The 24,116-nt window shown below is 67.8% G+C and carries 13 protein-coding genes; 6 read left to right on the top strand and 7 right to left on the bottom strand.

What is annotated here, in order from left to right; genetic code table 11:
- Positions 1 to 49: 49 nt before the first annotated feature.
- Positions 50 to 673, top strand: coding sequence for a maleylpyruvate isomerase family mycothiol-dependent enzyme (locus JO236_RS02885; protein WP_293324472.1), 624 nt, complete (start codon positions 50 to 52; stop codon positions 671 to 673).
- A 2-nt stretch (positions 674 to 675) separates the two neighbouring features.
- Here JO236_RS02885 and JO236_RS02880 read toward each other — a convergent pair whose 3' ends face one another.
- Entirely contained in the window at positions 676 to 1,818 is a 1,143-nt protein-coding gene (locus tag JO236_RS02880) for a BTAD domain-containing putative transcriptional regulator (protein WP_293324469.1), read from the bottom strand.
- A gap of 230 nt (positions 1,819 to 2,048) precedes the next feature.
- Between JO236_RS02880 and JO236_RS02875 the strand changes: the two genes are divergently transcribed.
- Complete coding sequence (locus JO236_RS02875) at positions 2,049 to 5,390, top strand: arabinosyltransferase domain-containing protein (protein ID WP_293324466.1); 3,342 nt, start codon at positions 2,049 to 2,051, stop codon at positions 5,388 to 5,390.
- Positions 5,387 to 8,587, top strand: a complete 3,201-nt coding sequence (gene embB, locus JO236_RS02870; protein ID WP_293324464.1) for an arabinosyltransferase EmbB — start codon at positions 5,387 to 5,389, stop codon at positions 8,585 to 8,587. Before JO236_RS02875 ends, embB begins: the two co-directional genes overlap by 4 nt.
- Positions 8,588 to 8,605: 18 nt before the next feature.
- Here the strand turns inward: embB and JO236_RS02865 are convergent, their stop codons facing one another.
- Positions 8,606 to 9,352 carry an AIM24 family protein gene (locus tag JO236_RS02865; protein WP_293324461.1) on the bottom strand — a complete coding sequence of 249 codons (747 nt, stop codon included), beginning with the start codon at positions 9,350 to 9,352 and terminating at the stop codon, positions 8,606 to 8,608.
- Positions 9,353 to 9,808: 456 nt separating this feature from the next.
- Between JO236_RS02865 and JO236_RS02860 the strand changes: the two genes are divergently transcribed.
- From JO236_RS02860 to JO236_RS02850, 3 genes are read left to right on the top strand one after another with little or no spacing between them, the layout of a single operon-like run.
- Positions 9,809 to 10,318: a hypothetical protein gene (locus JO236_RS02860; protein ID WP_293324459.1), complete on the top strand. Its 510-nt coding sequence runs from the start codon at positions 9,809 to 9,811 to the stop codon at positions 10,316 to 10,318.
- A gap of 40 nt (positions 10,319 to 10,358) precedes the next feature.
- The gene (locus tag JO236_RS02855) at positions 10,359 to 12,152 is read left to right on the top strand and encodes an acyl-CoA dehydrogenase family protein (protein WP_293324456.1); all 1,794 of its coding nucleotides are present in this window, start codon (positions 10,359 to 10,361) and stop codon (positions 12,150 to 12,152) included.
- Between the two features lie 12 nt (positions 12,153 to 12,164).
- Positions 12,165 to 12,878, top strand: a complete 714-nt coding sequence (locus JO236_RS02850; RefSeq protein ID WP_293324453.1) for a DUF6597 domain-containing transcriptional factor — start codon at positions 12,165 to 12,167, stop codon at positions 12,876 to 12,878.
- A gap of 85 nt (positions 12,879 to 12,963) precedes the next feature.
- Here JO236_RS02850 and JO236_RS02845 read toward each other — a convergent pair whose 3' ends face one another.
- The 5 genes from JO236_RS02845 to JO236_RS02825 form a co-directional block, all read right to left on the bottom strand.
- The gene (locus JO236_RS02845; RefSeq protein ID WP_293324451.1) at positions 12,964 to 14,538 is read right to left on the bottom strand and encodes an acyl-CoA carboxylase subunit beta; all 1,575 of its coding nucleotides are present in this window, start codon (positions 14,536 to 14,538) and stop codon (positions 12,964 to 12,966) included.
- A gap of 8 nt (positions 14,539 to 14,546) precedes the next feature.
- Positions 14,547 to 19,883 carry a polyketide synthase Pks13 gene (pks13, locus tag JO236_RS02840; protein WP_293324448.1) on the bottom strand — a complete coding sequence of 1,779 codons (5,337 nt, stop codon included), beginning with the start codon at positions 19,881 to 19,883 and terminating at the stop codon, positions 14,547 to 14,549.
- A 10-nt stretch (positions 19,884 to 19,893) separates the two neighbouring features.
- A complete protein-coding gene (fadD32, locus tag JO236_RS02835) occupies positions 19,894 to 21,783 on the bottom strand; it encodes a long-chain-fatty-acid--AMP ligase FadD32 (protein ID WP_293324445.1) in 1,890 nt (629 codons plus the stop codon).
- Positions 21,784 to 21,952: 169 nt separating this feature from the next.
- Complete coding sequence (locus JO236_RS02830) at positions 21,953 to 22,993, bottom strand: cutinase family protein (RefSeq protein ID WP_293324443.1); 1,041 nt, start codon at positions 22,991 to 22,993, stop codon at positions 21,953 to 21,955.
- A gap of 137 nt (positions 22,994 to 23,130) precedes the next feature.
- Positions 23,131 to 24,021, bottom strand: coding sequence for an esterase family protein (locus JO236_RS02825; RefSeq protein WP_293324441.1), 891 nt, complete (start codon positions 24,019 to 24,021; stop codon positions 23,131 to 23,133).
- Positions 24,022 to 24,116 lie beyond the last annotated feature (95 nt).

Genomic DNA, 24,116 nt, shown 5'->3' with positions numbered 1-24,116 from the left:
ATGTTGGGTAGTACACGCAGCTGGTCGGCGTAAGCGAAGGGGATGCCCGATGTCCGCGACTTTGATGGAGATGGCCCGCGCCGAGCGGACCGACCTCGCGGCGTTCCTGGCCACCCTAACCCCGGAGCAGTGGGAAACCCCGAGCCTCTGCATCGGCTGGACCGTCAAAGATGTTGTCGCGCATATAGTCAGCTACGAGGAACTCGGGGTCGTCGGGCTGATCAAGCGATTCGCCAAGGGCCTGGTGGTGCGGGCCAACCAGGTGGGTGTCGACGAGTTCGCGGCGCTGAGCCCGCAGCAGCTGCTCGAGTTCCTCGATGACCACCTCAGCCCCACGGGTCTGACCGCGGGCTTCGGGGGCATGATCGCACTCGTCGACGGGACGATCCACCACCAGGACATTCGGCGCACGCTGCAGCAACCCCGCACCGTGCCCGCCGACCGACTTCGGCGCGTGCTCGATCTGGTGCCGAACAACCCGCGGCTGGGAGCGCGCAAATGGATCAAGGGCCTACGGCTGCGCGCCACCGACCTCGACTGGGCACACGGCAGCGGCCCCGAGGTAACCGGCCCCGGCGAAGCCCTGCTGATGGCGATGGCCGGCCGGCCCGCGGCGCTCGCAGACCTCGCCGGTCCCGGCCACCCGATCCTGGCCACCCGGTTAGCGAAATAGCCTCACCCTGAACGGATTTCGAAGGTGAACTCGTGGTTGCCCATGCGGATGTGGTCGCCGTCGGCCAGCGGGGACGTGTGGCGAATCTGCTGGCCTCGCACCTCGACGCCGTTGGTCGACCGAAGATCGGTGATCACGAAACCGCTTCCGGTGTCGATGATTACGGCGTGATACCGGCTGACATCGTTGTCGACGAGAACGATGTCGTTGTCGTCGAGGCGCCCGATCCGGGTGGACGCGCCGTTGAGCCGATATTGGCGTCCCGTCTTGTCGCGCAGGCGGGCCACCACGGACTCGCTGGCCGCGGGTATCTCTGGGATCTCCGGCTCGGTCCTGAAGACGCTTTGCTTGTGGGTGGCCAGCGCGGATCCTCTGGTGCCCAACGGTTCCTGGCGCAGGATCCGCTCGTGCAAGGTGCTCACCGTCGGACCGGGGTCGATGCCGAGCCCCTCGGCCAGGGCCATCTTCAGCCGCCGATAGGCGCCTAGCGCGTCGGATTGACGCTCGGTGACGTAGTAGGCCGTGATCAGCTGCGCCCACAGCGGCTCGCGGTAGGGGTGTTCCGCGGTAAGCGCCTCGAGCTCGCCTATCACGGCTTCGGCCCGGCCGCATGCGATCTCGGCCTCGGCGCGAGCGGTGTGGGCGGCCACTTTGTCTTCCAACAGCTTGGCGGCGAATGTCTCGACGAACGTGAAGTCACGCAGATCGTCCAGCACGGGTCCCCGCCATTGGGCCAGCGCCCCAGACAGATGACTGCTGGCCTCTTCGAATCGCCCGGCCGCGGCGGCCTGGACGCCAACGGCTTTCTCGGTGAGGAAGCGACCCAGATCGCAGTCGGTGTCGGGGACGCTGAGCCGGTATCCCGGCGGCGCGCTGGCCAGTACCTGATACGGGTCGACACCGGCGGTACGCAACAGTCGGCGCAGGTTGGACACGTGGGATTGGATGCTTGTGCGCGCCGCCGGAACGGGGAACCCATCCCACACCGCGTCCGTCAACGAGTCGACGGATACCGGCCGGTTGCGGTTGATCACCAGCACGGCCAACACCGCCCGCTGCTTGGCTGCCCCCAACGGCACCGAGGCGCCGTTGACGAGCAGCTGCAGCGGCCCGAGAACACCAAACTCGAGGGGTGCGTTCCGCATCGCGCTGCCAGCCTTCCGGGATATCGACTATTCCTCAGCTCATCCCCAGAACAATATTGTGACCACGGCCGCCGAGTCTGCGCTGGCGGCACCGAGTCTGCGCCCAGATCGTGTCGCGGGCGCGGAACCACGCCCTGACCGCAGGCTCGGTTCGTCTTCCTGCGCCTCAGGCCCGCTCAGCGGCCCTGCATCCTCACCGCGCTAAGCCGCGTCGCTTACGATCGACCCTCGTGTCCCACGACGGTGAAGCGCGATCCCATCGGATCGCACGGCTGGTGGCCGTCGGCGCGGGAATCACCGGCCTGCTGTTATGCCTCATGGTTCCGCTGCTGCCGGTGCGGCAGACCACCGCGACCATCCTGTGGCCGCAGGGCACCACCGCGGACGGCAAGGTAACCCAGGTCACCGCCCCGCTGGTTTCCGGGGCGCCGCGAGCCCTGGACATCTCTATCCCCTGTTCGGCGATGGCGACCCTGCCGGCCAGCGGCGGCCTGGTGCTATCCACCCTGCCGACCAACGGCTTCAACACCGGCAAGTACGGGCTGTTCGTGCGCGCCGACAAGGACACGATCGTGGTCGCCTTCCGCGACACCGTGGCCGCGGCGGCGCCCCGGACGGCGGTGGCCACCGACGCCTGCAAGGTGCTGCACATCTGGGCCGACGCCGCGGTCGCGGGCGCGGATTTCGTCGGCATTCCCGGTGCCACGAAAGTCCTGCCCGGCGAGAAGAAACCCCAGGTGGGCGGCATTTTCACGGACCTGAAGGTCGCCGCGCAGCCGGGGTTGTCGGCGCGCGTCGACATCGACACCCGGTTCGTCACGGCGCCCACCACCGCCAAGAAGATCGTGCTGGTGCTCGGCGCGCTGGCGGTGTTGATCTCAATCATCGCGTTGGGCGCGCTGGACCGGCAGAGCCGCGGCGGAGACACGCTGCGTGACTGGCGCTCCCCGATCGCGTGGCTGTCCCGGTACCGCCCGCGTGAGCACCGGCTTTGGGGGACCACGTGGTGGCGCGCCGGCCTCACCACCTGGATCGCCGACGCCGGGGTGATCGCGACGTTATTGCTCTGGCATGTCATCGGCGCAACCTCGTCCGACGACGGCTACAACCTGGTCATAGCCCGCGTGGCGCCGCACGCGGGCTATGTGGCCAACTACTACCGCTACTTCGGCACGACGGACGCGCCATTCGACTGGTACGCCGGGGTGCTGGCCCAGCTGGCGTCGGTGAGCACGGCAGGCGTGTGGATGCGGCTGCCGGCGACGCTGGCCGGGATCGGCTGCTGGCTGCTGATCAGCCGTTTCATTTTGCGCCGGCTCGGGCCGGGCAGGGGCGGCCTGGCGTCCAATCGGGTGGCCGTCTACACCGCGGGCGCGGTGTTCCTGGCCGCCTGGTTGCCGTTCAACAACGGTCTGCGGCCCGAGCCGCTGATCGCTTTCGGCGTGCTGGCCACCTGGATCCTGGTGGAACGCTCGATCGCCCTGCGCCGGCTCGCACCGGCGGCGGTCGCGATCATCGCCGCGTCGCTCACGGCCACGCTGGCACCGCAGGGCCTGATCGCGGTCGCCGCCCTGCTGACCGGGGCCCGCGCGATCGCCCTTACGATCCGCCGCCGTCGCGCGACGGACGGGCTGCTGGCCCCGCTGGCGGTCCTGGGGGCGTCGTTGTCGCTGATCACCGTGGTGGTGTTCCGCAGCCAGACGCTGGCCACGGTCGCCGAGTCGGCCCGCATCAAGTACACGGTGGGTCCGACGATCGCGTGGTACCAGGACTGGCTGCGCTACTACTTCCTCACGGTCGAAAGCAATGCCGAGGGCTCGATGGCGCGGCGCTTCGGAGCCCTGGTGATGCTGCTGTGCCTGTTCGGAATGCTGGTGGTGCTGCTGCGGCGTGGCCGCGTCCCGGGGCTGGCCAGCGGGCCGGCGTGGCGGTTGATCGGCACCACGGCCGTCGGTCTGCTGCTGCTGACGTTCACCCCGACGAAGTGGGCCGTGCAGTTCGGCGTCTTCGCCGGGCTGGCGGGCGCCCTGGGCGCCGTGACCGCCTTCACCCTCGCCCGCATCGGCCTGCACAGCCGCCGCAACCTGACGCTGTACATCACCGCCTTGCTGTTCGTGCTGGCGGTGGCGACCTCCGGGATCAACGGCTGGTTCTACGTAGCCAACTACGGGGTCCCCTGGTACGACATCCAGCCCGTCATCGCCAGCCACCCGGTGACCACCATGTTCCTGACGCTGTCGATCCTCACCGGCCTGCTGACCGCCTGGTACCACTTCCGGATGGACTACGCGGGGCACACCGAGGTCAAGGACAACCGGCGCAACCGCTTCCTGGCCTCCACACCGCTGCTGGTGGTCGCGGTGATCATGGTGCTGGGCGAAGTCGGCTCACTGGCCAAGGGCGCCGTATTCCGCTACCCGCTCTACACCATCACCAAGGCCAACCTGGCGGCGATCGAATCCGGACTGTCGCCTAACAGTTGTGCGATGGCCGACGACGTGCTGGCCGAACCCGACCCCAATGTCGGCTTCCTGCAACCGGTTCCGGGGCAGACCTTCGGACCCGACGGACCGCTCGGCGGCGTCGGGCCGGTCGGCTTCAAACCCGACGGCGTGGGCGAGGACCTCAAATCCGACCCCGTCGTGAGCAAGCCCGGCGTGGTCAACTCCGACGCGTCGCCCAACAAGCCCAACGCTGCCATCACTGACTCCGCGGGCACCGCCGGTGGCCCCAAGGGCCCCCCGGGGGTGAACGGGTCGCACGTGCCGCTGCCGTTTGGGCTTGACCCGGCGCGCACCCCGGTGATGGGCAGCTACGGCGAGAACTCGCTGGCCGCCACGGCCACTTCGGCGTGGTACCAGCTGCCGCCACGCAGCCCGGACCGGCCGCTGGTGGTGGTGTCCGCGGCTGGCGCAATCTGGTCCTACAAGGAGGACGGCAACTTCACCTACGGCCAATCGCTTCGGCTGCAATGGGGCGTGGCCCGGCCCGATGGCACCACCCAGCCGCTCGGGCTGATGTTCCCGATCGACATCGGGCCGGACCCGGCGTGGCGCAACCTGCGGTTCCCGCTGACGTGGGCGCCGCCGGAAGCCAACGTGGCGCGCATCGTCGCCTATGACCCGAACCTGAGTTCCGAGCAGTGGTTTGCGTTCACCCCGCCGCGGGTGCCGGTGTTGCAAACGCTGCAGCAGCTGATCGGATCCCGGACTCCGGTGCTGATGGACGTGGCGACCGCCGCCAACTTCCCGTGCCAGCGGCCGTTCTCGGAACACCTTGGCGTGGCCGAGCTTCCGCAGTACCGCCTCCTGCCCGACCACAAACAGACCGCGGTGTCGTCGAACCTGTGGCAGGCAGGCCCTACCGGCGGGCCCTTCCTGTTCACCCAGGCGCTCCTGCGGACGTCGACGATCCCCACGTATCTGCGCGGCGACTGGTACCGCGACTGGGGCTCGGTCGAGCAGTACTACCGCCTGGTGCCCGCCGATCAGGCGCCGGAGGCCGTGGTCCAGCAGGGCGTGATCACCGTGCCCGGCTGGGGCCGGCAGGGACCGATCAGGGCGCTTCCATGAGCGTCGAACACGATGCGGGCCGTGACGTGCGGCTGACGCGCTGGGTGGCCACGGTCGCCGGGCTGATCGGCTTCGTCCTGTCGGTCGCCACACCCCTGCTGCCGGTCGTGCAGAGCACCGCCATGCTGAACTGGCCGCAGAATGGGCAGTTGAATAGCGTTACGGCACCGTTGATTTCGCTGACGCCCGTCGACTTCACCGCCGCCGTGCCGTGCAGTGTGGTGCGGGACATGTCGCCCGCGGGCGGCGTGGTGCTCGGCACGGCACCCAAGCAGGGCAAGGACGCCAACCTCAACGCGCTGTTCGTCGTCGTCAGCGCCCAACGGGTGGATGTCACCGACCGCAACGTGGTGATCCTGTCCGTGCCACGAGACCAGGTCACCTCCCCGCAGTGTGAACGCATCGAGGTCACGTCCACCCTGGCCGGCACCTTCGCCACGTTTGTCGGGCTGAAAGATCCGGCGGGTGCGCCGCTGCGCAGCGGCTTCCCCGACCCGAACCTGCGCCCGCAGATCGTCGGGGTGTTCACCGACCTGACCGGTCCCGCGCCCCCGGGACTGCAGCTCTCGGCAACCATCGACACCCGCTTTTCCACCACCCCGACGACGCTCAAGCTGTTTGCCATGGTGGTGGCGATCGTCGCCACTATCGTCTCGCTGATCGCGCTCTGGCGCCTGGACCAGTTGGATGGCAAACGGCTGCGCCGCCTGCTTCCGGCAAACTGGCGTACATTTACGCTGGCCGACACCGCGGTGATCGTCGCGTTTGTGCTCTGGTGGGTGATCGGGGCGAACTCGTCCGACGACGGCTACATCCTGGGCATGGCCCGCGTCGCCGACCGTGCGGGCTACATGTCCAACTATTTCCGCTGGTTCGGTAGCCCCGAGGATCCGTTCGGCTGGTACTACAACCTGCTCGCGCTGATGACCCACATTAGCGACTCCAGCCTGTGGATGCGGGTGCCCGACCTGATCGCCGGGTTGCTGTGTTGGTTGCTGCTGTCGCGAGAAGTGCTGCCCCGACTCGGCCCGGCGGTGACCGGCAGCAAAGCCGCCAACTGGGCGGCCGGCCTGGTCCTGCTCACCGCGTGGATGCCGTTCAACAACGGGCTACGTCCCGAACCGATCATCGCGCTCGGTTCGCTGGTCACCTACGTACTGATCGAGCGCTCGATGCGCTACAGCCGACTGACGCCGGCGGCGCTGGCGGCCGTCACCGCAGCGTTCACCCTGGGCGTGCAGCCCACCGGTCTGATCGCGGTCGCCGCGCTGGTGGCCGGCGGCCGCCCGATCCTGCGAATTCTGGTCAAACGGCATCGCCTGGTCGGGACCTGGCCGCTGGTGGCCCCGATGCTGGCCGCCGGTTTTGTCATCCTCACCGTGGTGTTCGCCAACCAGACGCTGTCAACGGTGTTGGAAGCCATCCGGATTCGCGCCGCGATCGGGCCCAGCCAGTCGTGGTACACCGAGAACCTGCGCTACTACTACCTGATCCTGCCGACCGTCGACGGTTCGCTGTCGCGCCGGTTCGGCTTCCTGATCACCGCGTTGTGCCTATTCACGGCGGTGTTTATCATGTTGCGGCGCAAGCGAATTCCCGGTGTGGCGCGCGGGCCGGCATGGCGACTGATGGGTGTCATCTTCGGCACGATGTTCTTCCTGATGTTCACCCCCACCAAGTGGGTGCACCACTTCGGCTTGTTCGCCGCGGTCGGGGCGGCGATGGCGGCGCTGACGACGGTCTTGGTGTCGCCGTCGGTACTGCGGTGGTCGCGCAACCGGATGACGTTCCTGGCGGCGCTGCTGTTCCTGCTGGCGTTGTGCTTCGCCACCACCAACGGCTGGTGGTATGTCTCCAGCTACGGGGTGCCGTTCAACAGCACCATGCCGAAACTCGCCGGAATCACCGTCAGCACAATATTTTTCATCTTGTTCGCCATCGTCGCGCTCTACGCGATGTGGCTGCACTTCGCGTCGCGCAACCACGGCGAGGGCCGGTTGGCGCGCGCGCTGACGAGGGCGCCAGTGGCTGTGGCGTCCGGCTTCATGGCCCTGGTGTTCATCGCGTCGATGGGGATCGGGATCGTGCGGCAGTACCCCACCTACTCCAATGGCTGGTCCAACCTGCGCGCGTTCGCCGGAGGATGCGGCCTGGCCGACGACGTCCTGGTCGAACCGGACACCAACGCCGGCTTCATGCCGGCACTGCCCGGCAATTACGGTCCGCTCGGACCGCTGGGTGGGGTCAATCCGGTCGGCTTCAGCCCCAACGGGGTGCCCGAACACACGGTCGCCGAGGCGATTGTGATGAAGCCCAACCAGCCCGGCACCGACTACGACTGGGACGCGGCGACGAAGCTGACGACGCAGGGCGTCAACGGGTCCACGGTGCCGCTCCCCTACCAGCTTGACCCAGCGCGGGTTCCGCTGGCCGGCACCTACACCGCCGACGCGCAGCAGCAGAGCAAGCTCGCGTCGGCGTGGTATCAGCTGCCCAAGGCCGACGCCGGGCATCCGCTGGTGGTGGTGACCGCCGCCGGCAAGATCGCGGGCATCAGCGTGTTGCACGGGTTCACCACCGGGCAGACCGTGGTGCTCGAATACGGCAAGCCTGGGCCCGGTGGCGACCTGGTGCCGGCCGGGCGGCTCATCCCCGACGACCTGTACGGCGAGCAGCCCAAGGCGTGGCGCAACCTGCGCTTCGCTCGCGACAAGATCCCCGCCGATGCGACCGCCGTGCGTTTGATCGCCGAGGACCTGTCCCTGACCCCGGAGGACTGGATCGCGGTGACTCCGCCGCGGGTGCCCGAGTTGCGCTCGCTGCAGGAGTACGTCGGCTCGGCGCAACCGGTGCTATTGGACTGGGCCGTCGGGCTGGCCTTCCCCTGCCAGCAGCCGATGCTGCACGTCAACGGCGTTACCGAAATCCCGAAGTTCCGCATCACGCCGGACTACAACGCCAAGAAGCTGGACACCGACACCTGGGAGGACGGTGTCAACGGCGGCCTGCTCGGCATCTCCGACCTGCTGCTGCGCGCCCACGTGATGGCCACCTACCTGTCGCGCGACTGGGCCCGGGACTGGGGCTCGCTGCGCAAGTTCGACACGCTGGTGGACGCCCCTGCCGCGCAGCTGGATCTGGGCACCGCGACCCGCAGCGGGTTGTGGTCGCCGGGCCAGATTCGGATCAAGCCCTAGCCGGTCAGGCGTGGGCGATCAATCGGAGATGAGGTTGCCGACCGTCCGGACCCAGCCGCCGCCGCGTGACTCCCCCGAAGGTTGTGGGAGGTAAGGCGTAATGGCGTGGGCAAGATTGCTGACGGTCAGGGTTTGCAGCCAGATGCGTCCTGGTCCGGTCAGGGTGGCGAGAAACAGGCCGTCGCCGCCGAACAACATGTTCTTGATTCCTGGGACGCGGGTGATGTCGAACGTCACCGAGGCGTCGAACATACCGACGTGACCGGGATGCACCCGCAAGGTTTGTCCCGGACCCAGCGTGTAGGCGACGGTCTCGCCGGATAGTTCGATCCACGCCTGGCCGTTGCCGCTCAGGTGTTGCAAAACGAACCCGGCGCCGCCGAATATGCCGGCGCCAAGCTTGCGCTGAAACGCGATCGACAGCTGCACATCGCCGACGCCGCAGAGGAACCCGTGCCGGTGCACCAGATACGGCGTGTCCGGGCGCAGGTGCACCGGCACGATATGGCCGGGCAGCTTGGCGGCAAACGCGACGTTGCCCGGCCGATCGACGGCGCTGTATTCAGTCATGAATAGGCCGCCGCCGCCCACCGCACGTTTGATCCCGCCGAGAAACCCTGTCGAACCTGCCATCCGGGTCGACGTTCGCAGCTGGATCGACTCGCTGATCCAGGACAGCTCTCCAGCTTCGGCGGTGAGGATCTCGCCCGGGCTCAGTGATACTTCCAGGACGGGCATGACGGTACCGGTGATCTTGGCGTCCATGTCGCAATGTCTCCTGCTCTCCCGGACTCACAATAAACAAACCCGGACAGGATTGTGCCGGACGAATTCGCAAACCGACACTGGCCTGGCGCCCGATCATCGGACCTGCCGGTGACCCCTCGTCGCAACCGGGTACAGCCCGGTCAGCGCCATGCACAGCTGGGGGCCCCTCGCGCCGACTGCGGCCAGGCGTTGACGGCAGCGTCGATTTATTCCGACGACGATTTCCGCCCAGTTAGCGCGGCACGACGCTGCGACCGCCCTGGTCCACGTACAGGCGTCGAATCCGAGAATTTTGCCGGCAAATGTCGACGACAAATAAAGCGATTCCGACCCGCGAGGCTGAACGCCTTTATTTGACACTAATACACTTGATGTCTTCTTGTTTAATTTGACAAATACGGTCAATATCAACCGCGGGTCGGCAGTTCATCGGGCACAAGATAGTAGGGACAGATGGACACGACTACCCGCGTCAAAACATCCGCTGCCGTATTCGTGCTGGCGGCCTCCTCGACGGGGATGTTCGCGGCGGGCACCGCCGCCGCCGCGCCCGGCGTCACGCTCGTGGTCCTGGACGCATACCAACGCGCATGCGATTTCAGTCGGGACGGAATTGCTCCCATGACGCCTCGGGCCACCCTGGGCGGCGGCACCGCCCGCATACGCACGGCGGGCTCACAGGTGATCGCCGAGGTGCAACTGGTCGACGCGCCGGATCCAGGCACCCACTTCGACGTCGAGCTGATCCAGGCGCCGCGACCGGCGTCGGCCGGATGCGCTCCCGGACAACCGGGCGTCGCCGCCGCCGGCATGGACACCGACGCATCGGGCGTTGGGACGGTGACCATCCAAGACACCATCCGGTCGGGCACCACAGGCGTCTGGGTGAGCATCTCGCGCCCGAACGAGCATTCCCAGAATCCCGCGGAGGCCTACACCTCGGAATTCGTGGCACCCGTGTAGTGAGCTTCACCTGATGCCGCGGCTGTAATACCGTCGCGGCATGAGTGAGTACGACTTGGAAGCCGTCGACAGGCTGCCCTTCTCGACTCCCGAGAAGTCGCAACGCTATGCGACCGAGCACTACCACGGCGCTGTCGGCCTCAACTGGTACCTCACCGATCCCACGCTGCGGTTCACCATGGCGTACTACCTGCAACCGGACGAACTGGCCGTCGTCGAGCCGCACCTGGGGCGCATCGGCGAACTGATGGGCGGGCCGGTGGCGCGGTGGGCCGAGGAGACCGACCGCAACCCGCCCCGACTCGAGCGGTACGACCGGTGGGGACACGACGTCAGCCGCGTCGTCATGCCGGCGTCGTTCACCGAATCCAAACGCGCAGTGCTGGACGCGCAGTCGGCGCTGCGTTCCGAGGCTCGAGCCGGTGGCTTCAGCTCGTCGCTGGCGATGTTCGCGTCGAATTATCTGCTCAACCAGGCCGACATCGGTATGGGCTGCGCACTCGGCACCGGCGGGGGCATGGTCCAGTCGCTGGTGGCGGCCTACGCCCCGCCCGACGTGCGGGACCACGTGCTGGCCAAGTTCGACTCGGGCGAGTGGGCGGGCGAAACGGCCCAGCTCTTGACCGAACGGACCGGCGGCTCCGACCTGGGGGCGCTCGAGACCACCGCGACCCGCGACGGCGACGCCTGGGTGCTCAACGGCTTCAAGTGGTTCGCGTCGAACTGCGCCGGCGAGGCGTTCGTCGTCCTGGCCAAGCCCGAGGGCGCACCCGACTCCACCCGTGGCGTCGCCACCTTCCTGGTGCTGCGCACCCGCCGCGACGGTTCGCGCAACGGGGTACGGATCCGTCGGCTCAAGGACAAACTCGGCACCCGCTCGGTCGCATCCGGCGAGATCGAGTTCGTCGACGCCGAGGCCTTCCTGCTTTCCGGCGAACCCAGCGGTCCGGAAGCTCAAGCGGGCCCGGCCGACGGCAAGGGCCTCGGCCGCATGATGGAGCTGACCAACGCCGCCCGCCTCGGCATCGCCCTGTTCGCGCTGGGCAACGCACGCCGCGCCCTGGTCGAGTCGCTGTGCTACGCCCGTCAGCGGCAGGCGTTCGGCGCGGCGCTGATCGACAAGCCGCTGATGCGCCGCAAGCTCGCCGAAATGATCGTCGACGTCGAAGCGGCGCTCGCGTTGGTGTTCGACGGCACCGGCGCCGCCAACCACCGCCAGCCGAGGGGCATGCGGCAGCGCATCGCGGTGCCGGTCACCAAGCTCAAGGTCTGCCGGCTCGGCATCACCGCGGCGTCGGACGCGATCGAAATCCACGGCGGCAACGGCTACATCGAAACCTGGCCGGTGGCAAGGCTTTTGCGCGACGCACAGGTCAATACCATCTGGGAGGGGCCCGACAACATCCTCTGCCTGGACGTGCGCCGCGGCATCGAGAAGACCAGCGCGCACGAGACGCTCTTGGCGCGGATGCGGGACGCCGTGTCGGTCTCCGATGACTGCGAGACCACCCGCCTGGTCGCCGAGCGCATCGAGGATCTCGACGCGGCGATCACCGCCTGGACGAAACTCGACGGCTGCCGGTTGACGGGGCTGGCCGAGGCGCGGCTCTTCCCGCTCGCGATGTTCATGGGCGACGTCTATGCCGGCGCGCTGCTCATCGAGCAGGCCGCCTGGGAGCGCGAGGCCCGCGGGGGCGACCGCAAGGCGCTCGTCGCGCGGCTGTACGCGCAGCGGTATCTCGCCGATCGCGGGCCGTTGCGCGGGATCGACGCTGACTCCGACGAGGCGCTGGAGCGTTTCGACGAGTTGGCCGGCGGCGCGCTGGCGGTTTAGGCGCGGGATGCGATGACCGGTCCGCGGATATTCAAACCGAACCCACCGCTTGCCGACCACATCGAGTATTTCGGCTACTGGGACGGCGACAGCGCCGCCGGCGCACACACCAGCCGGGCGCTGCCGCGCGGAGCGGTCACGGCGATCATCGATGTCGACGGCCGCACCGGACTCGGGTTTTACACGTCCGACGGCCGTGCGCCGCTGGCGGTACCGTCGGCCTTTGTCGCCGGCGCGGGCGCGGCCTCCTACGTCGTCCGCGTCGAACCCATCTATACCGTCATCACCATCCACTTCCGGCCCGCCGGAGCGCTGGCGTTCCTCGGATGTCCATTGGGAGATCTGGAGAACGCGCTCGTGGGTCTCCCGGACCTTTGGGGTTCGAACGCAGATCTGCAGTATCTGGACGAGACCGCGGTCGGCACGCTGTTCGACCGTGTCGACGCGCTGTCGGCGCCCGGCTCGGTCCTGCTCTACGACGTCGTCGGCAAGACGCTACTCGAGGCGGCGTTCATGGCGCCGGTGCTGCAGTCCATGGCCGACAACGGCGCCCCCTGGCTGTTCGGCACCGACGAGCCGGGACGGTTGTCGCAACGCCTCGGCTGGTCGGCGACCGTGACCGATATCGCGGAACCCGGGAATCGGTACAACCGCTGGGATGCGCCCGTCGTGCCGATGGACGTCGCGGACGTACCGCGCGGCTATTTCGTGGAGGCGACGAAGTAGGGCTGCCGGCTGCCCTGGTGAACAGACGCAAAAGCACCCGACACGCCGACGAAATGAGTGCTTTTGTGTCTGCTCGCGCCAGAAACTAGATCGGCAGCAGGCTGTGCTTGCGGCCGACACGGAACCACAGTTGCTTGTCCCGCAGCAGATGCAGCGACCTGCGAAGCAGCAGCCGGGTGACGTGCGGGTCGATGACCGCGTCGATGAACCCGCGTTCGGCGGCGGTCCACGGGATCGCCATGTTCAGGTTGTAACCCTCGATGAAGTCTTTTTTGATCTTCTGCGCCTCGGGCGCCGTCGGGTCGGGGAACCGCTTCATCAGCAACTGCGCGGCTCCCTCGGCGCCGATCACCGCGATGCGCGCGGTCGGCCAGGCGAAGTTGAAGTCCGCGGTCAGCTGCCGAGACCCCATCACCGCGTAGGCACCGCCATAAGACTTGCGGATCGTGATCGTCACCTTCGGCACATCAGCCTCGACGACCGCGGAGAGGAACCGTCCGCCGCGTTTGATAATGCCGTTCTTCTCCTGCTCGGCCCCGGGCAGGAAGCCGGGCGTATCCACCACAAAGACCAGCGGGAGTTCGAACGCGTCGCAGAACCGGATGAACCGTGCGGCCTTGTCGGAGGCTTCGTTGTCGATCGACCCGGACAGATGCATGGGCTGGTTGGCGAGCACGCCGACCGGCCGTCCGTCGACCCGGGCGAACCCGGTGATGATCGCCGGTCCGGCCTGCGCCGCGACATCGAGGAAGTCGCCGTCGTCGAAGATCCGCAGCAGGATCTCGTGCATGTCGTAGGCCATGTTGTCGGAATCCGGCACGATCGAGTCGAGCTCGAGGTCGGTCGGGGTGATCTCCGGCTCGAGTCCGGGGTTGACGATCGGCGGCTTGTCGAAGCAGTTGGACGGCAGGAACGACAGGAAGTCCCGCACGTACTGGAACGCCTCGGCCTCGGAGTCCACTACCTGATGGAGGTTGCCGTAGCGGGCCTGGGCGTCGGCGCCACCGAGCTCGTCGAGGCTGACCTCCTCGCCGGTGACCTCCTGGATCACGTCGGGCCCGGTGACGAAGAAGTAACCCTGATCGCGCACCGCGACCAGCAGGTCGTCCTGGATCGGCGAATACACCGCTCCCCCAGCGCATTTACCGAAGATGAGGGAGATCTGCGGCACAATCCCGGACAGGGCCTCGTGACGGCGGCCCAGCTCGGCATACCAAGCCAGCGAGGTGACGGCGTCCTGGATGCGGGCGCCACCGGAATCTTGGATGCCGATGATCGGGCACCCGACCATCGCGCACCATTCCATCAGGCGGGCCACCTTGCGGCCGAACATCTCGCCGACCGTGCCCTGAAACACCGTCTGGTCGTGGGAGAACACCCCGACCGGCCGGCCGTCGATCAGCGCATGCCCGGTGACCACGCCGTCGCCGTACAACGCGTTGGGGTCGTTGGGGGTCTTGGCCAGCGCGCCGACCTCCAGAAAGGTGCCCGGGTCCACCAGCGCATGCACGCGGGCGCGGGCGCTCGGGATCCCCTTCTTGTCGCGCTTGGCGACGGCCTGCTCGCCACCGGGCTCCTTGGCCAACTCCAGGCGATCACGCAGCTCGGCCAGCTTCTCGGTGGTGCTGTGGACAACGGGAGCCGGCGCTGTGTCTGTCACCTGCGTGCCTACCTAACCTGTCTTGACTCGCCCGGCTGCCATGCAGCCTCGATATCTCCCAGCGCGCGAGTCATGTGTTCGCCCACCTTGGCGATGATCGGCTCGTCGATGGCCTGGATGTGCTCACCACCGATCGGCACGACCTCGAGGTCGGAGACGTACTCGCCCCAGCCGCCGTCCGGCTGCCGAAAACCGTACCGCGGCTCCATCTCGACGACCTCGTCATGGTAGCGATCGGCCATGTAGAGCGTGACGTGCCCGTCATACGGCTCGATCTGGACGGTCTCCAATGCCCGGTTGTCCAGGTACGACGTGCGCTGGTGCTCGATGATGCCGCCCGGTACCTGCACACCGCTCTGGCTGATGACCTCCAGGACGAACTTGACCTGGCCCTCGTCGTCGAGCCCCTCGAGGTGCTCGTAGGGGATCGCGGGAATCTCGACATTGAAGGTGCGCTCGGCGAACCTCGCGTACCGGTCCCAGCGCTTGCGGGTCTCTTCCTTGGTTTGCGGGATCTCCTCGCCGGCGCGGACGGTGTCGATCATGCCGACGAACGCCACGTTCGCGCCCAGCTGCTTGAGCCCGATCGCACAGGCGTAGGCCAATGCGCCACCCAGCGACCAGCCGGCCAGGACGAAAGGTTTGTCCCCGTTCATCTCCAGCAGTTTGGGAACGTACTGGGCGGCCCGTTCCTGCACGGTGCCCTCGACCCGCTCCAAGCCATACATCGGGGTGTCCGCCGGCAGCCGATTGAGCAGCGGCTCGTAGACCACCGTCGAACCGCCGGCCGGGTGAAACACGTACACGGGTACCTGCGAGTCGTCCTGCGGCGCCCGAAGCGTCCGGACGAACCCGTCGATCCGGCCGGCCTCCAGATACTGGCGCACCTTCTCGGCCAGCGCCTCGATGCTCTCCGAGCCGAGCACGTCGTCGGCGGTGATCGGGCCTTCGGCGCGCTCGGAGAGCCGCTGGGCCAGCTTGGCGGCAGTGGCTTCGTCCAGCTTGGGCAGCGGGTTGAAAATCCCGCCGGCGGACTTGCCGGTGACGATCGCCCAGGTGGCGAAGGTGACCCGCTCGGCCGCGTCGCGCGGCGGCACGTCGGAGTTGAGCGCTTTGGCGACGGCCTCCTGGTTGAGCGCCTCGGCCGCGCCCTTGAGGTCCGGGGCCGCAGTGGGGCGGCCACCGTTCGCCGACGGACCCGACGGATCGGTCGGCGGCGGTGGGATGGGCACGTCCGAAGGCGGCGGCGCGGGTTCGGGTGGCCCGGTTTCTTCGACGGGCGCCTCCGCGGCGCGCTTACCGTGCAGCAGTTCGGCCTGCGCCCGCGCGATTTCCTCGGCGGTCTGGGTCTTCTGGTGCTCGTGCAGCTCTTCCACCTCGTCGCGATGCTCGATCGCGTACTCGATCAGCTTCTCGACGTTGTAGAGGTTGGCGTCGCGCACCGCGGTCAGCTGGATGGGCGGCAGGTCGAAGTCGTACTCGACCCGGTTCTTGATCCGCACCGCCATCAGCGAGTCCAGGCCCAGCTCGATCAGCGGTACCTCCCAGGGCAGGTCCTCGGGCTCGTAACCCATGGCCGCCGCGACGATCGCGCCGAGACGCTCGGCGATGGTCTCTCCCGACTCGGGTGACCACTTTACGAAGTCGCTCGGCATGTAGCGGTTGGTCAGGCTGTCCGACAGCGTCTCGGCGTCGTCTTCGGCGGACGCTTCCGACACCGGCGCCTCCGACACCGGCGTGACGGTCGCGGCGACGACCGCCGTCCCCGCGCCGACCGCGGTCGGAAGCACCGATCCGGCACCGGCCCGGGTAACCAGCGCGTCGTACACCAGGGTGAAGGACTCGTCGATGCGGGCATGGATCTGAACCGAAGCGCCGCCCGGGTGCCGCGTCAACGTCGTTACCAACCGGGCACCCTCACCGGGCACGGCACGCTGTTCGCTGGCGGTCAGCTGTGCGTCCGGAAGGACTGCGACGGCAGCGCTTTTCACCAACTCAGCCAAATCCGTCAGGCCGCGCGCAGCGTACTCCCAGACGTGCCGACCGTCGGGCAGGGCGACGTGGGTACCCGGCATCAGCACCGAGCTGCTGGCGGAGGAGAAGTGCGCGTCCAGCCAGTGTTCTTTGCGCTTGAACCGGGTCGGCGGGATGTTCGCATAGTCCTGTGGTCCGGCCGCGCGGGTGAACAGGGTCCGCACGTCCAGGTCGTGGCCGTGCACGTAGAGCTGGGCCATGGTCGAGGTCATCGACTCGACCTCGTCCTGCTTGCGGGCCAGCGTCGGGATCAGCTGGGCATCATGAAGACCGGCCGATGCCGTGGTCAGACCCACCTGCATCAGCGCCACCGGGTTGGGCGCCAGTTCCAGGAACGTGGTGTACCCGCTGTCGACGGCATTGCGGATGCCGTGGGTGAAGTAGACGCTGTGCCGCAGGCCCTTCTTCCAGTACTCGACGTCATGGATCGGGTCGCTGCCCGGTTTGACGTAGCTGCCCTCGTGCACGGTGGAGAAGATGCCGGCCGTCGGGCTCGTCGGCTTGATGCCCTGCAGCTCGGCGGTGAGCTCGCCCAGCAGCGGATCCATCTGCGAAGTGTGGCTGGCGCCCTTGGTCTGGAACTTGCGGGCGAACTTGCCCTCGGCCTCGGCACGGGCGATGATCGCGTCCACCTGGTCGGGCGGACCGCCGATGACGGTCTGGGTGGGTGCGGCGTAGACGCACACCTCCAGGTCGGGAAAGTCGGAGAACACCGTCTTGATCTCGTCGGCGGAGTACTCCACCAGCGCCATCAACCGGATGTACTCGCCGAACAGCATCGCCTCGCCCTCACCCATCAGGTGCGAGCGCGAGCAGATCGCGCGGGTGGCGTCGCCCAGTGACAGGCCGCCGGCGAAGTACGCCGACGCGGCCTCACCCAGCGACTGCCCGACGACCGCGGCGGGCTTGGCACCGTGGTGCTTGAGCAGCTCGCCGAGCGCGATCTGAATCGCGAAGATGGTGACCTGCGTGGTCTCGATGCCGTAGTCCTGCGAATCGTCCAGGATCAGCTCGAGCACCGAGTAGCCCAGCTCGTCCTGGACCAGCGCGTCGACCTTCTCGATCCACTCGGCGAACACCTGGTTGCGCAAATACAGGCTCTTGCCCATCTTGCGGTGCTGCGCGCCGAACCCAGCCAACACCCACACCGGGCCGTTGGTCACCGGGCCGTCGACGCTGAACACATTGGGCCGCTGCTTGCCCTCGGCGATCGCCCGCAGGCCCTTGACGGCCTCCTCGTGGTCGTGGGCCAGCACCACCGCGCGGGAGCGTCCGTGGTTGCGCCGCGACAGCGACCGGCCGATCGCCTCGAGCGGCGCCGCCTGACCCTCGGGGCTTTCCATCCAATCCGCCAGTTCGGCCGCGGCGGCCTTCTTGCGCGAAGTCAGGAACGCCGACACCACCAATGGAACCAACGGCTTCGGGTAATCCGGCGAAACCTCTTGTGCGGCAAGCTCTTCCAACGCAATCTCTTTGAGCCGTAGCGCCTCCTCGGTCACGCCGGGCAGCTCGGGCTCTGCCTCGCCGGCCGCGGCCGCGGCCGCGTCGGTGATGATCTCGCCGTACTCGTCGAACCGCAGCGAGTGACCCTCGAACGTCGGCGTCTCGGTCTCTTCAGCGGCTGCCGGTGCGGCCGGCTCCGGTTCCGGCTCGCGCGCTTCTTTCTCCACCACGTCGCGCGGCAGGACCTCGCGCACCACCAGGTGCGCGTTGGCGCCCCCGAAGCCGAAGCTGGACACCCCGGCCAGCGCGTAACCGCCGTACCGCGGCCAGTCGGTGGCGGTGTCGATCACCTTCAGACGCATCGCGTCGAAGTCGATGTAGGGGCTGGGTCCGGCGAAGTTGATCGACGGTGGCAGCTTGTCGTGCTGCAGCGCCAGCACAACCTTGGCCATGCTCGCCACACCGGCCGCCGACTCCAGGTGTCCCACGTTGGTCTTCACCGCCCCCAGCAGCGCCGGACGGTCGGCAGGACGGCCCCGGCCGACGACGCGGCCCAGCGCCTCGGCCTCGATCGGGTCGCCCAGGATGGTGCCGGTGCCGTGCGCCTCGATGTAGTCGACGGTGCGCGGGTCGATGCCGGCGTCCTTATAGGCCCGGCGCAGCACCTCGGCCTGCGCGTCCTGGTTGGGTGCGATCAGGCCGTTGGAGCGGCCGTCGTGGTTGACCGCGCTGCCGGCGATGACGGCAAGGATCTGGTCGCCGTCGCGGCGGGCGTCGTCGACCCGCTTGAGCACCAGCATGCCGGCACCCTCGGAGCGGGTGTAGCCGTCGGCGTCGGCGGAGAACGACTTGATCCGGCCGTCGGGCGCCAGGACCGCGCCGATCTCGTCGAACCCGAGCGTCACCATCGGGGTGATCAGCGCGTTGACGCCACCGGCGACCACCACGTCGGCCTCGCCGTTGCGCAGTGCTTGCACGCCCTGATGCACAGCCACCAGCGAACTCGAGCACGCGGTGTCGACGGTGACCGATGGCCCGCGGAAGTCGTAGAAGTACGACACCCGGTTGGCAATGATCGAGCTGCTGGTGCCGGTGATCGCATACGGGTGCGCGACCGTCGGATCCGAAACCGCCAGGAAGCTGTAGTCATTGGTAGAGCTGCCGACGTAGACGCCGACGGCCTCACCGCGCAGGCTCGAGGCCGGGATGCGGGCATGCTCGAGCGCCTCCCAGGTCAGCTCCAAAGCCATCCGCTGCTGGGGATCGATGTTGTCGGCCTCGGTCTTGGCGACCGCGAAGAACTCCGAGTCGAAGCCCTTGATGTCCTTCAGGTATCCGCCGCGGGTGCGGGCGCTCTCGACGCGCGCGGCCAGCCGCGGCTCTTCGAGGAATTCCGACCAGCGGCCCTCGGGCAGGTCGGTGATCGCGTCGCGGCCTTCCAGCAGCGCCTGCCAGGTTTCCTCGGGCGAGTTCATGTCGCCGGGGAAGCGCGTGGACAGGCCCACGATCGCGATGTCGACACGTTCGGCGGGGCCGGTGCGCGTCCAGTCGGCATCGCCGAGGCCGTCATCGGGCCTTTCGGGTTCGCCCTCGATGATGCGGGTCGCCAGCGACTCGATGGTCGGATGCTGGAAGGCCACCGCGACCGACAGCGTGACGCCGGTCATGTCCTCGATGTCGGCGGCCATCGCTACGGCATCGCGCGACGACAAGCCGAGCTCCACCATGGGCATCGACTCGTCGATGTCGTCGGGTGACTGCCCGACGGCCTTGCCCACCCAGTTGCGCAGCCATTGCCGCATCTCGGGGACCGTCATCTCGGTCTTGTTGGCGGGCGGGTTCTCCTGCGGTTCGGCTATCTCAGACATGGCTCCCTGCTCAGGATTCGGTGGCGAACGCCGTCGGCGAACCGACACCGCTGCGCAGGCTGCCGTCGAGGTAGGCGGCCAGGCAGGCGCGGCGGCCGATTTTGCCGCTGGACGTGCGCGGGATGGACCCGGCCTGCACCAGCAGCACGTCGCGGACTGTCACCCCGTGCCGCACGGCGATGGCGGCGCGGATGTCGTCGGCGATGGGCTGGTAGTCGAGCTTGTGCGTACCGGCGGCGCGCTCGCCGACGATCACAAGCTGCTCCGAGGTGTCCTCGGCGTCGAACTTCAGGCCGGCGTGCGGGTTGTCGAATACTGCCTGCGGCAACTGGTTGGCCGGCACCGAGAAGGCGGCCACATAGCCCACCCGCAGCGCCTTGGTGGATTCCTGCGCCGAGTACTCCAGGTCCTGTGGGTAGTGGTTACGGCCGTCGATGATGACGAGGTCCTTGATCCGGCCCGCTATATAGAGGTCACCGTTGAAGTAGGTGCCGTAGTCGCCGGTGCGGACCCACAGCCCGTCGTCCGCGGCACCCTCGGCGTGCGACTCCTGGATGCGCGACTTCAGGATGTTTTTGAAAGTCTGGGCGGTCTCTTCTTCTTTGTTCCAGTAGCCGGTACCGAGGTTCTGACCATGCAACCAGATCTCGCCGATTTGGCCGTCCGGCACCTCACTGGCCGAATCGGCATCGACGATGACCGCCCACTCGTCCACACCGACCTTGCCCGCGGACACCTGCGCGACGGCGTTCGGCGAGTCGGGGGCCACCTCGACGAAGCGTTGGTTGTTCAGCTCGTCCCGATCGACGTAGATGACCTTCGGCGGCTCGTCGCTGGGGGTGGTGGAGACGAACAGGGTCGCCTCGGCCAGGCCGTAGGACGGCTTGACCGCGGTGTCCTTCAGACCGTAGGGCTTGAAGGCGTCGAAGAACTTGCGCATCGAGGCGGGCGACACCGGCTCGCTGCCGTTGAGGATGCCCTTGACGTTGCTCAGGTCCAGCGGCGGCTCGTCGTCGCGGGGCAGGCCGCGTACGGCGGCGTGCTCGAACGCGAAGTTCGGTGCGGCCGAGAAGACGCCGCCGGTCTCGCCGGGCTTGCGCGCGAGTTCGCGGATCCAGCGACCGGGCCGGCGCACGAACGCGGCGGGCGTCATAAAGGTGAAGCTTTGGCCGAGCACCGGGGCGCACAGCGCCGTAATCAGGCCCATGTCGTGGAAGAACGGGAGCCAGCTCAGGCCGCGGTCACCTTCGGCACCCTCCAGGGCGACCAGGGTTTGCAGCACGTTGGTGGGCAGGTTCAGATGGGTGATCTGCACGCCCGTCGGTGTGCGGGTGGAGCCCGACGTGTACTGCAGGTAGGCGATGGTGGTCTCGTCGGCCTCGGGCTCCAGCCAGGTGGAGGCGACCTCGGTGGGCACCGCGTCGACGGCGATGACGCGGGGGCGTTCCTTGGCCGAACGGGCGCGGATGAACTTGCGGACGCCTTCGGCGGAGTCGGTGGTGGTCAGGATCGTCGACGGGGAGCAGTCGTCAAGAACGGCGTGCAGCCGGCCGACGTGACCGGGCTCGGCCGGATCGAACAACGGCACCGCGATGCGGCCGGAGTACAGCGCGCCGAAAAAGGCGACGAGGTAATCCAGGTTCTGCGGGCACAGGATGGCGATGCGGTCCCCGGGTTGGGTGACCTGCTGCAGGCGGGCCCCCACAGCGCGGTTGCGGGCGCTGAATTCGGACCACAGAATGTCGCGCTCGACTCCGTCGCGTTCGGTGGAGTAGTCAAGGAACCGGTAGGCCAGCTTGTCGCCACGCACCTTCGCCCACTTCTCAACGTGACGCACCAGGTTCGTGTTGTCCGGGAACCTGATCTTTCCGTTCACGATGAACGGGTTGTGGTAAGCCATCCCACTCTCCATCTATTCGCTGCTTCTCGGCCGGCCTCGCCGACGCTACATCCGCGCGGGCAGCCCCTCACCGCGCACAATCCTCTTACTTTTTTCTTAATGTTAGGTGGAGGCGCGCGGCAGACCAAATCACAAGGTACCGCCGAAACCGCCCGCTATCGCCGCCCCATCACCCGTGTTTCGGCTGCGGTGCGGTTTCGATCAGCCCATGCGTCCAGTTCAGGGTCCATACCGTGGCCGGTTGGCCATCGGAGTTCCAGAAGTCGGGTGTGGCATACATCGCGTGCACAGGCTGGCCTGCCCCACCGGCCAGCGTGTTCAGTGTGGTCGGCAGGTTGGCGAGACTGAACGCCTCCTGCGGGGCGGCGCAGATCAAGTCGCCCGGGGCGCAGATCTCATTGATTTTGGTGTTGAGCACGCCGAAACCGTCGGGCCGGGGGCCCGTCATGGTCAATCCCATCCCGGCCAGGATCGGCACTTCGTGCAGGGTGACCTCGGCGCCCTCGCCCGGAGGGTTGGGCGGAATGTCGTTGCCCACACCCTGCTGCCGGCGGCCGTCGGCGATCAACGTCACACCGAGCACCAGGTCGTCGTCGACCGGTCCGCGGCCGTTGCCGATATCGCTGGCGATATCGCCCGCGATCACCGCGCCCTGCGAGAAGCCGACCAGCACATAGCTGGTCAACGGGCACTTGGCGTTCATATCGGTCAGCGCTTGGACCGCCGCTTTGGTGCCTTCGGCCCGGCTCTCGTTGTAGGACATCTGACCGTCGGTGCTCATCGGATTGTGGAACTGGGCGGTGTAGGGAACGGTGTACGTCTGCACGCGGCTGGCCGGGAACTGCTGGGAAATCGGCCCGGTCACGTTGAGCAGCAACGCCTTTGGGAACTGTGTCGGGTTCAGCGGGTCCTGCGTCGGCCAGGACTCCCAGGTGCCGGGAACGGCGAGCAGCTGCACATCGGGGCACGACGCGTCCTGCGAAGCGGGTCGGGGCTTGTGCGGATGGGTGGTGGTCGAGCCCGGCGGTAAGACACCCGGCGGCACCGCCGACGGTGGTGCTCCGTTGCCGCTGCGCAACATGATCACCACGGCGAGGATCACTAGCCCGACGACGGCGGCCATCGACCCAGCCGCGACCCACGCGAGGACGCGGCGGCGTTGGCGCTCGGTGCGCTTGGCCTTACTGGCCTTGGTGGCCTTCTTGACCATCGGGGCGGTCTCCTGCTGGCAGAGTCGTTAGGTCGCAGCTCGATCGCAAGGAAGCGGCCATCCCGCCCTCTGCTGCACCGCCCTACACGGTACCGGCTGACGATGAGCGTCCCGTCCAGCCGCGACGGGCCCCGGCGTCAGCGGATGGCGCCGACGATATCGCCCGACATGGCACCGAGCTGGCCCGCCCAGGAGCCCCAGCCGTTGTCCCCACCGGGGAAGTCGAAGTGCCCGTTGTGCCCACCGACGCTGCGATACTGCTGGTAGAACGACAGGCCGGTGCCGGTCGCCTGGTCCGGGACGCCGAGCACGGCCGCCGGATCGCTGGCGCCGCCCTTGGCGCTCCACACCCAGACCCGGCTGTTGTTCTGCGCCAGCAGCGAAGCGTGCACAAACGGGTCGTGCCACTTCCACCGGCCCAGCTGCGGCGCACCCCACATGCCGTTGCCGTCCACGCCGCCGTATTGCTGCAGGCCGGCCAGGATCGCACCGTTGAAGGTGGTTTCCGACGGGTACAGGAAGCCCGACAGCGACCCGGCGTAGCCGAAGCGGTCCGGGTGGAAGGCCACCAGCGCCATCGCCGCGTAGCCGCCCTGGGCGGCGCCGACGAGGGCGTTGCCGCCGGGGGCTATTCCCTTGTTGGCGGACAGCCAGTCGGGCAGCTCGCTGGTCAGGAAGGTCTCCCACTGCTTGCTGCCGTCCTGCTCCCAGTTGGTGTACATGCTGTACGCCCCACCGGCCGGCGCCACCACCGAAATTCCCTGGCCGGCCAGGGTGCTCATCGCGTTGCCCGCGGTGACCCAGTTGCTGACGTCGGGACCCGCGTCGAAGGGGTCCAGCAGGTACACCGCGTGCGATCCGCCGGCCAGGAAGGCCACCGGGATGTCCCGGTTCATCGCCGCGGAGTGCACCATGAGCGATTCGTAGCCCGCCGCGCGGGCCTTGCCGGAGGCGCCGGCCACCACCGTCGCCCCGATCGCCAGTACGGCCACGCAGAACACCCGCAACATCGCCGACACGCCCCTCATGTCTCACCTCCGCGTGGTTATCGTTCTGAGCACCCTATCCAGCGGCGCACGTCGACCGGAAGCAGGGTAGTGAAGTGCGCCACATTTCCGCCACG

Source organism: Mycobacterium sp., assembly GCF_019247635.1.
Taxonomy (GTDB): Bacteria; Actinomycetota; Actinomycetes; order Mycobacteriales; family Mycobacteriaceae; genus Mycobacterium.
Note: the sequence above shows the minus strand (reverse complement) of the source record. Positions and strands in the feature narration are given on the sequence as shown.

What these genes read in the sequence shown, in the direction of transcription:
- JO236_RS02885 (WP_293324472.1), top strand. Translation starts at nt 50, where the DNA reads ATGTCCGCGACTTTGATGGAGATGGCCCGCGCCGAGCGGACCGACCTC.
- JO236_RS02880 (WP_293324469.1), bottom strand. Translation starts at nt 1,818, where the DNA reads ATGCGGAACGCACCCCTCGAGTTTGGTGTTCTCGGGCCGCTGCAGCTG.
- embB (WP_293324464.1), top strand. Translation starts at nt 5,387, where the DNA reads ATGAGCGTCGAACACGATGCGGGCCGTGACGTGCGGCTGACGCGCTGG.
- JO236_RS02865 (WP_293324461.1), bottom strand. Translation starts at nt 9,352, where the DNA reads ATGGACGCCAAGATCACCGGTACCGTCATGCCCGTCCTGGAAGTATCA.
- JO236_RS02860 (WP_293324459.1), top strand. Translation starts at nt 9,809, where the DNA reads ATGGACACGACTACCCGCGTCAAAACATCCGCTGCCGTATTCGTGCTG.
- JO236_RS02855 (WP_293324456.1), top strand. Translation starts at nt 10,359, where the DNA reads ATGAGTGAGTACGACTTGGAAGCCGTCGACAGGCTGCCCTTCTCGACT.
- JO236_RS02850 (WP_293324453.1), top strand. Translation starts at nt 12,165, where the DNA reads ATGACCGGTCCGCGGATATTCAAACCGAACCCACCGCTTGCCGACCAC.
- pks13 (WP_293324448.1), bottom strand. Translation starts at nt 19,883, where the DNA reads ATGTCTGAGATAGCCGAACCGCAGGAGAACCCGCCCGCCAACAAGACC.
- fadD32 (WP_293324445.1), bottom strand. Translation starts at nt 21,783, where the DNA reads ATGGCTTACCACAACCCGTTCATCGTGAACGGAAAGATCAGGTTCCCG.
- JO236_RS02830 (WP_293324443.1), bottom strand. Translation starts at nt 22,993, where the DNA reads ATGGTCAAGAAGGCCACCAAGGCCAGTAAGGCCAAGCGCACCGAGCGC.
- JO236_RS02825 (WP_293324441.1), bottom strand. Translation starts at nt 24,021, where the DNA reads ATGAGGGGCGTGTCGGCGATGTTGCGGGTGTTCTGCGTGGCCGTACTG.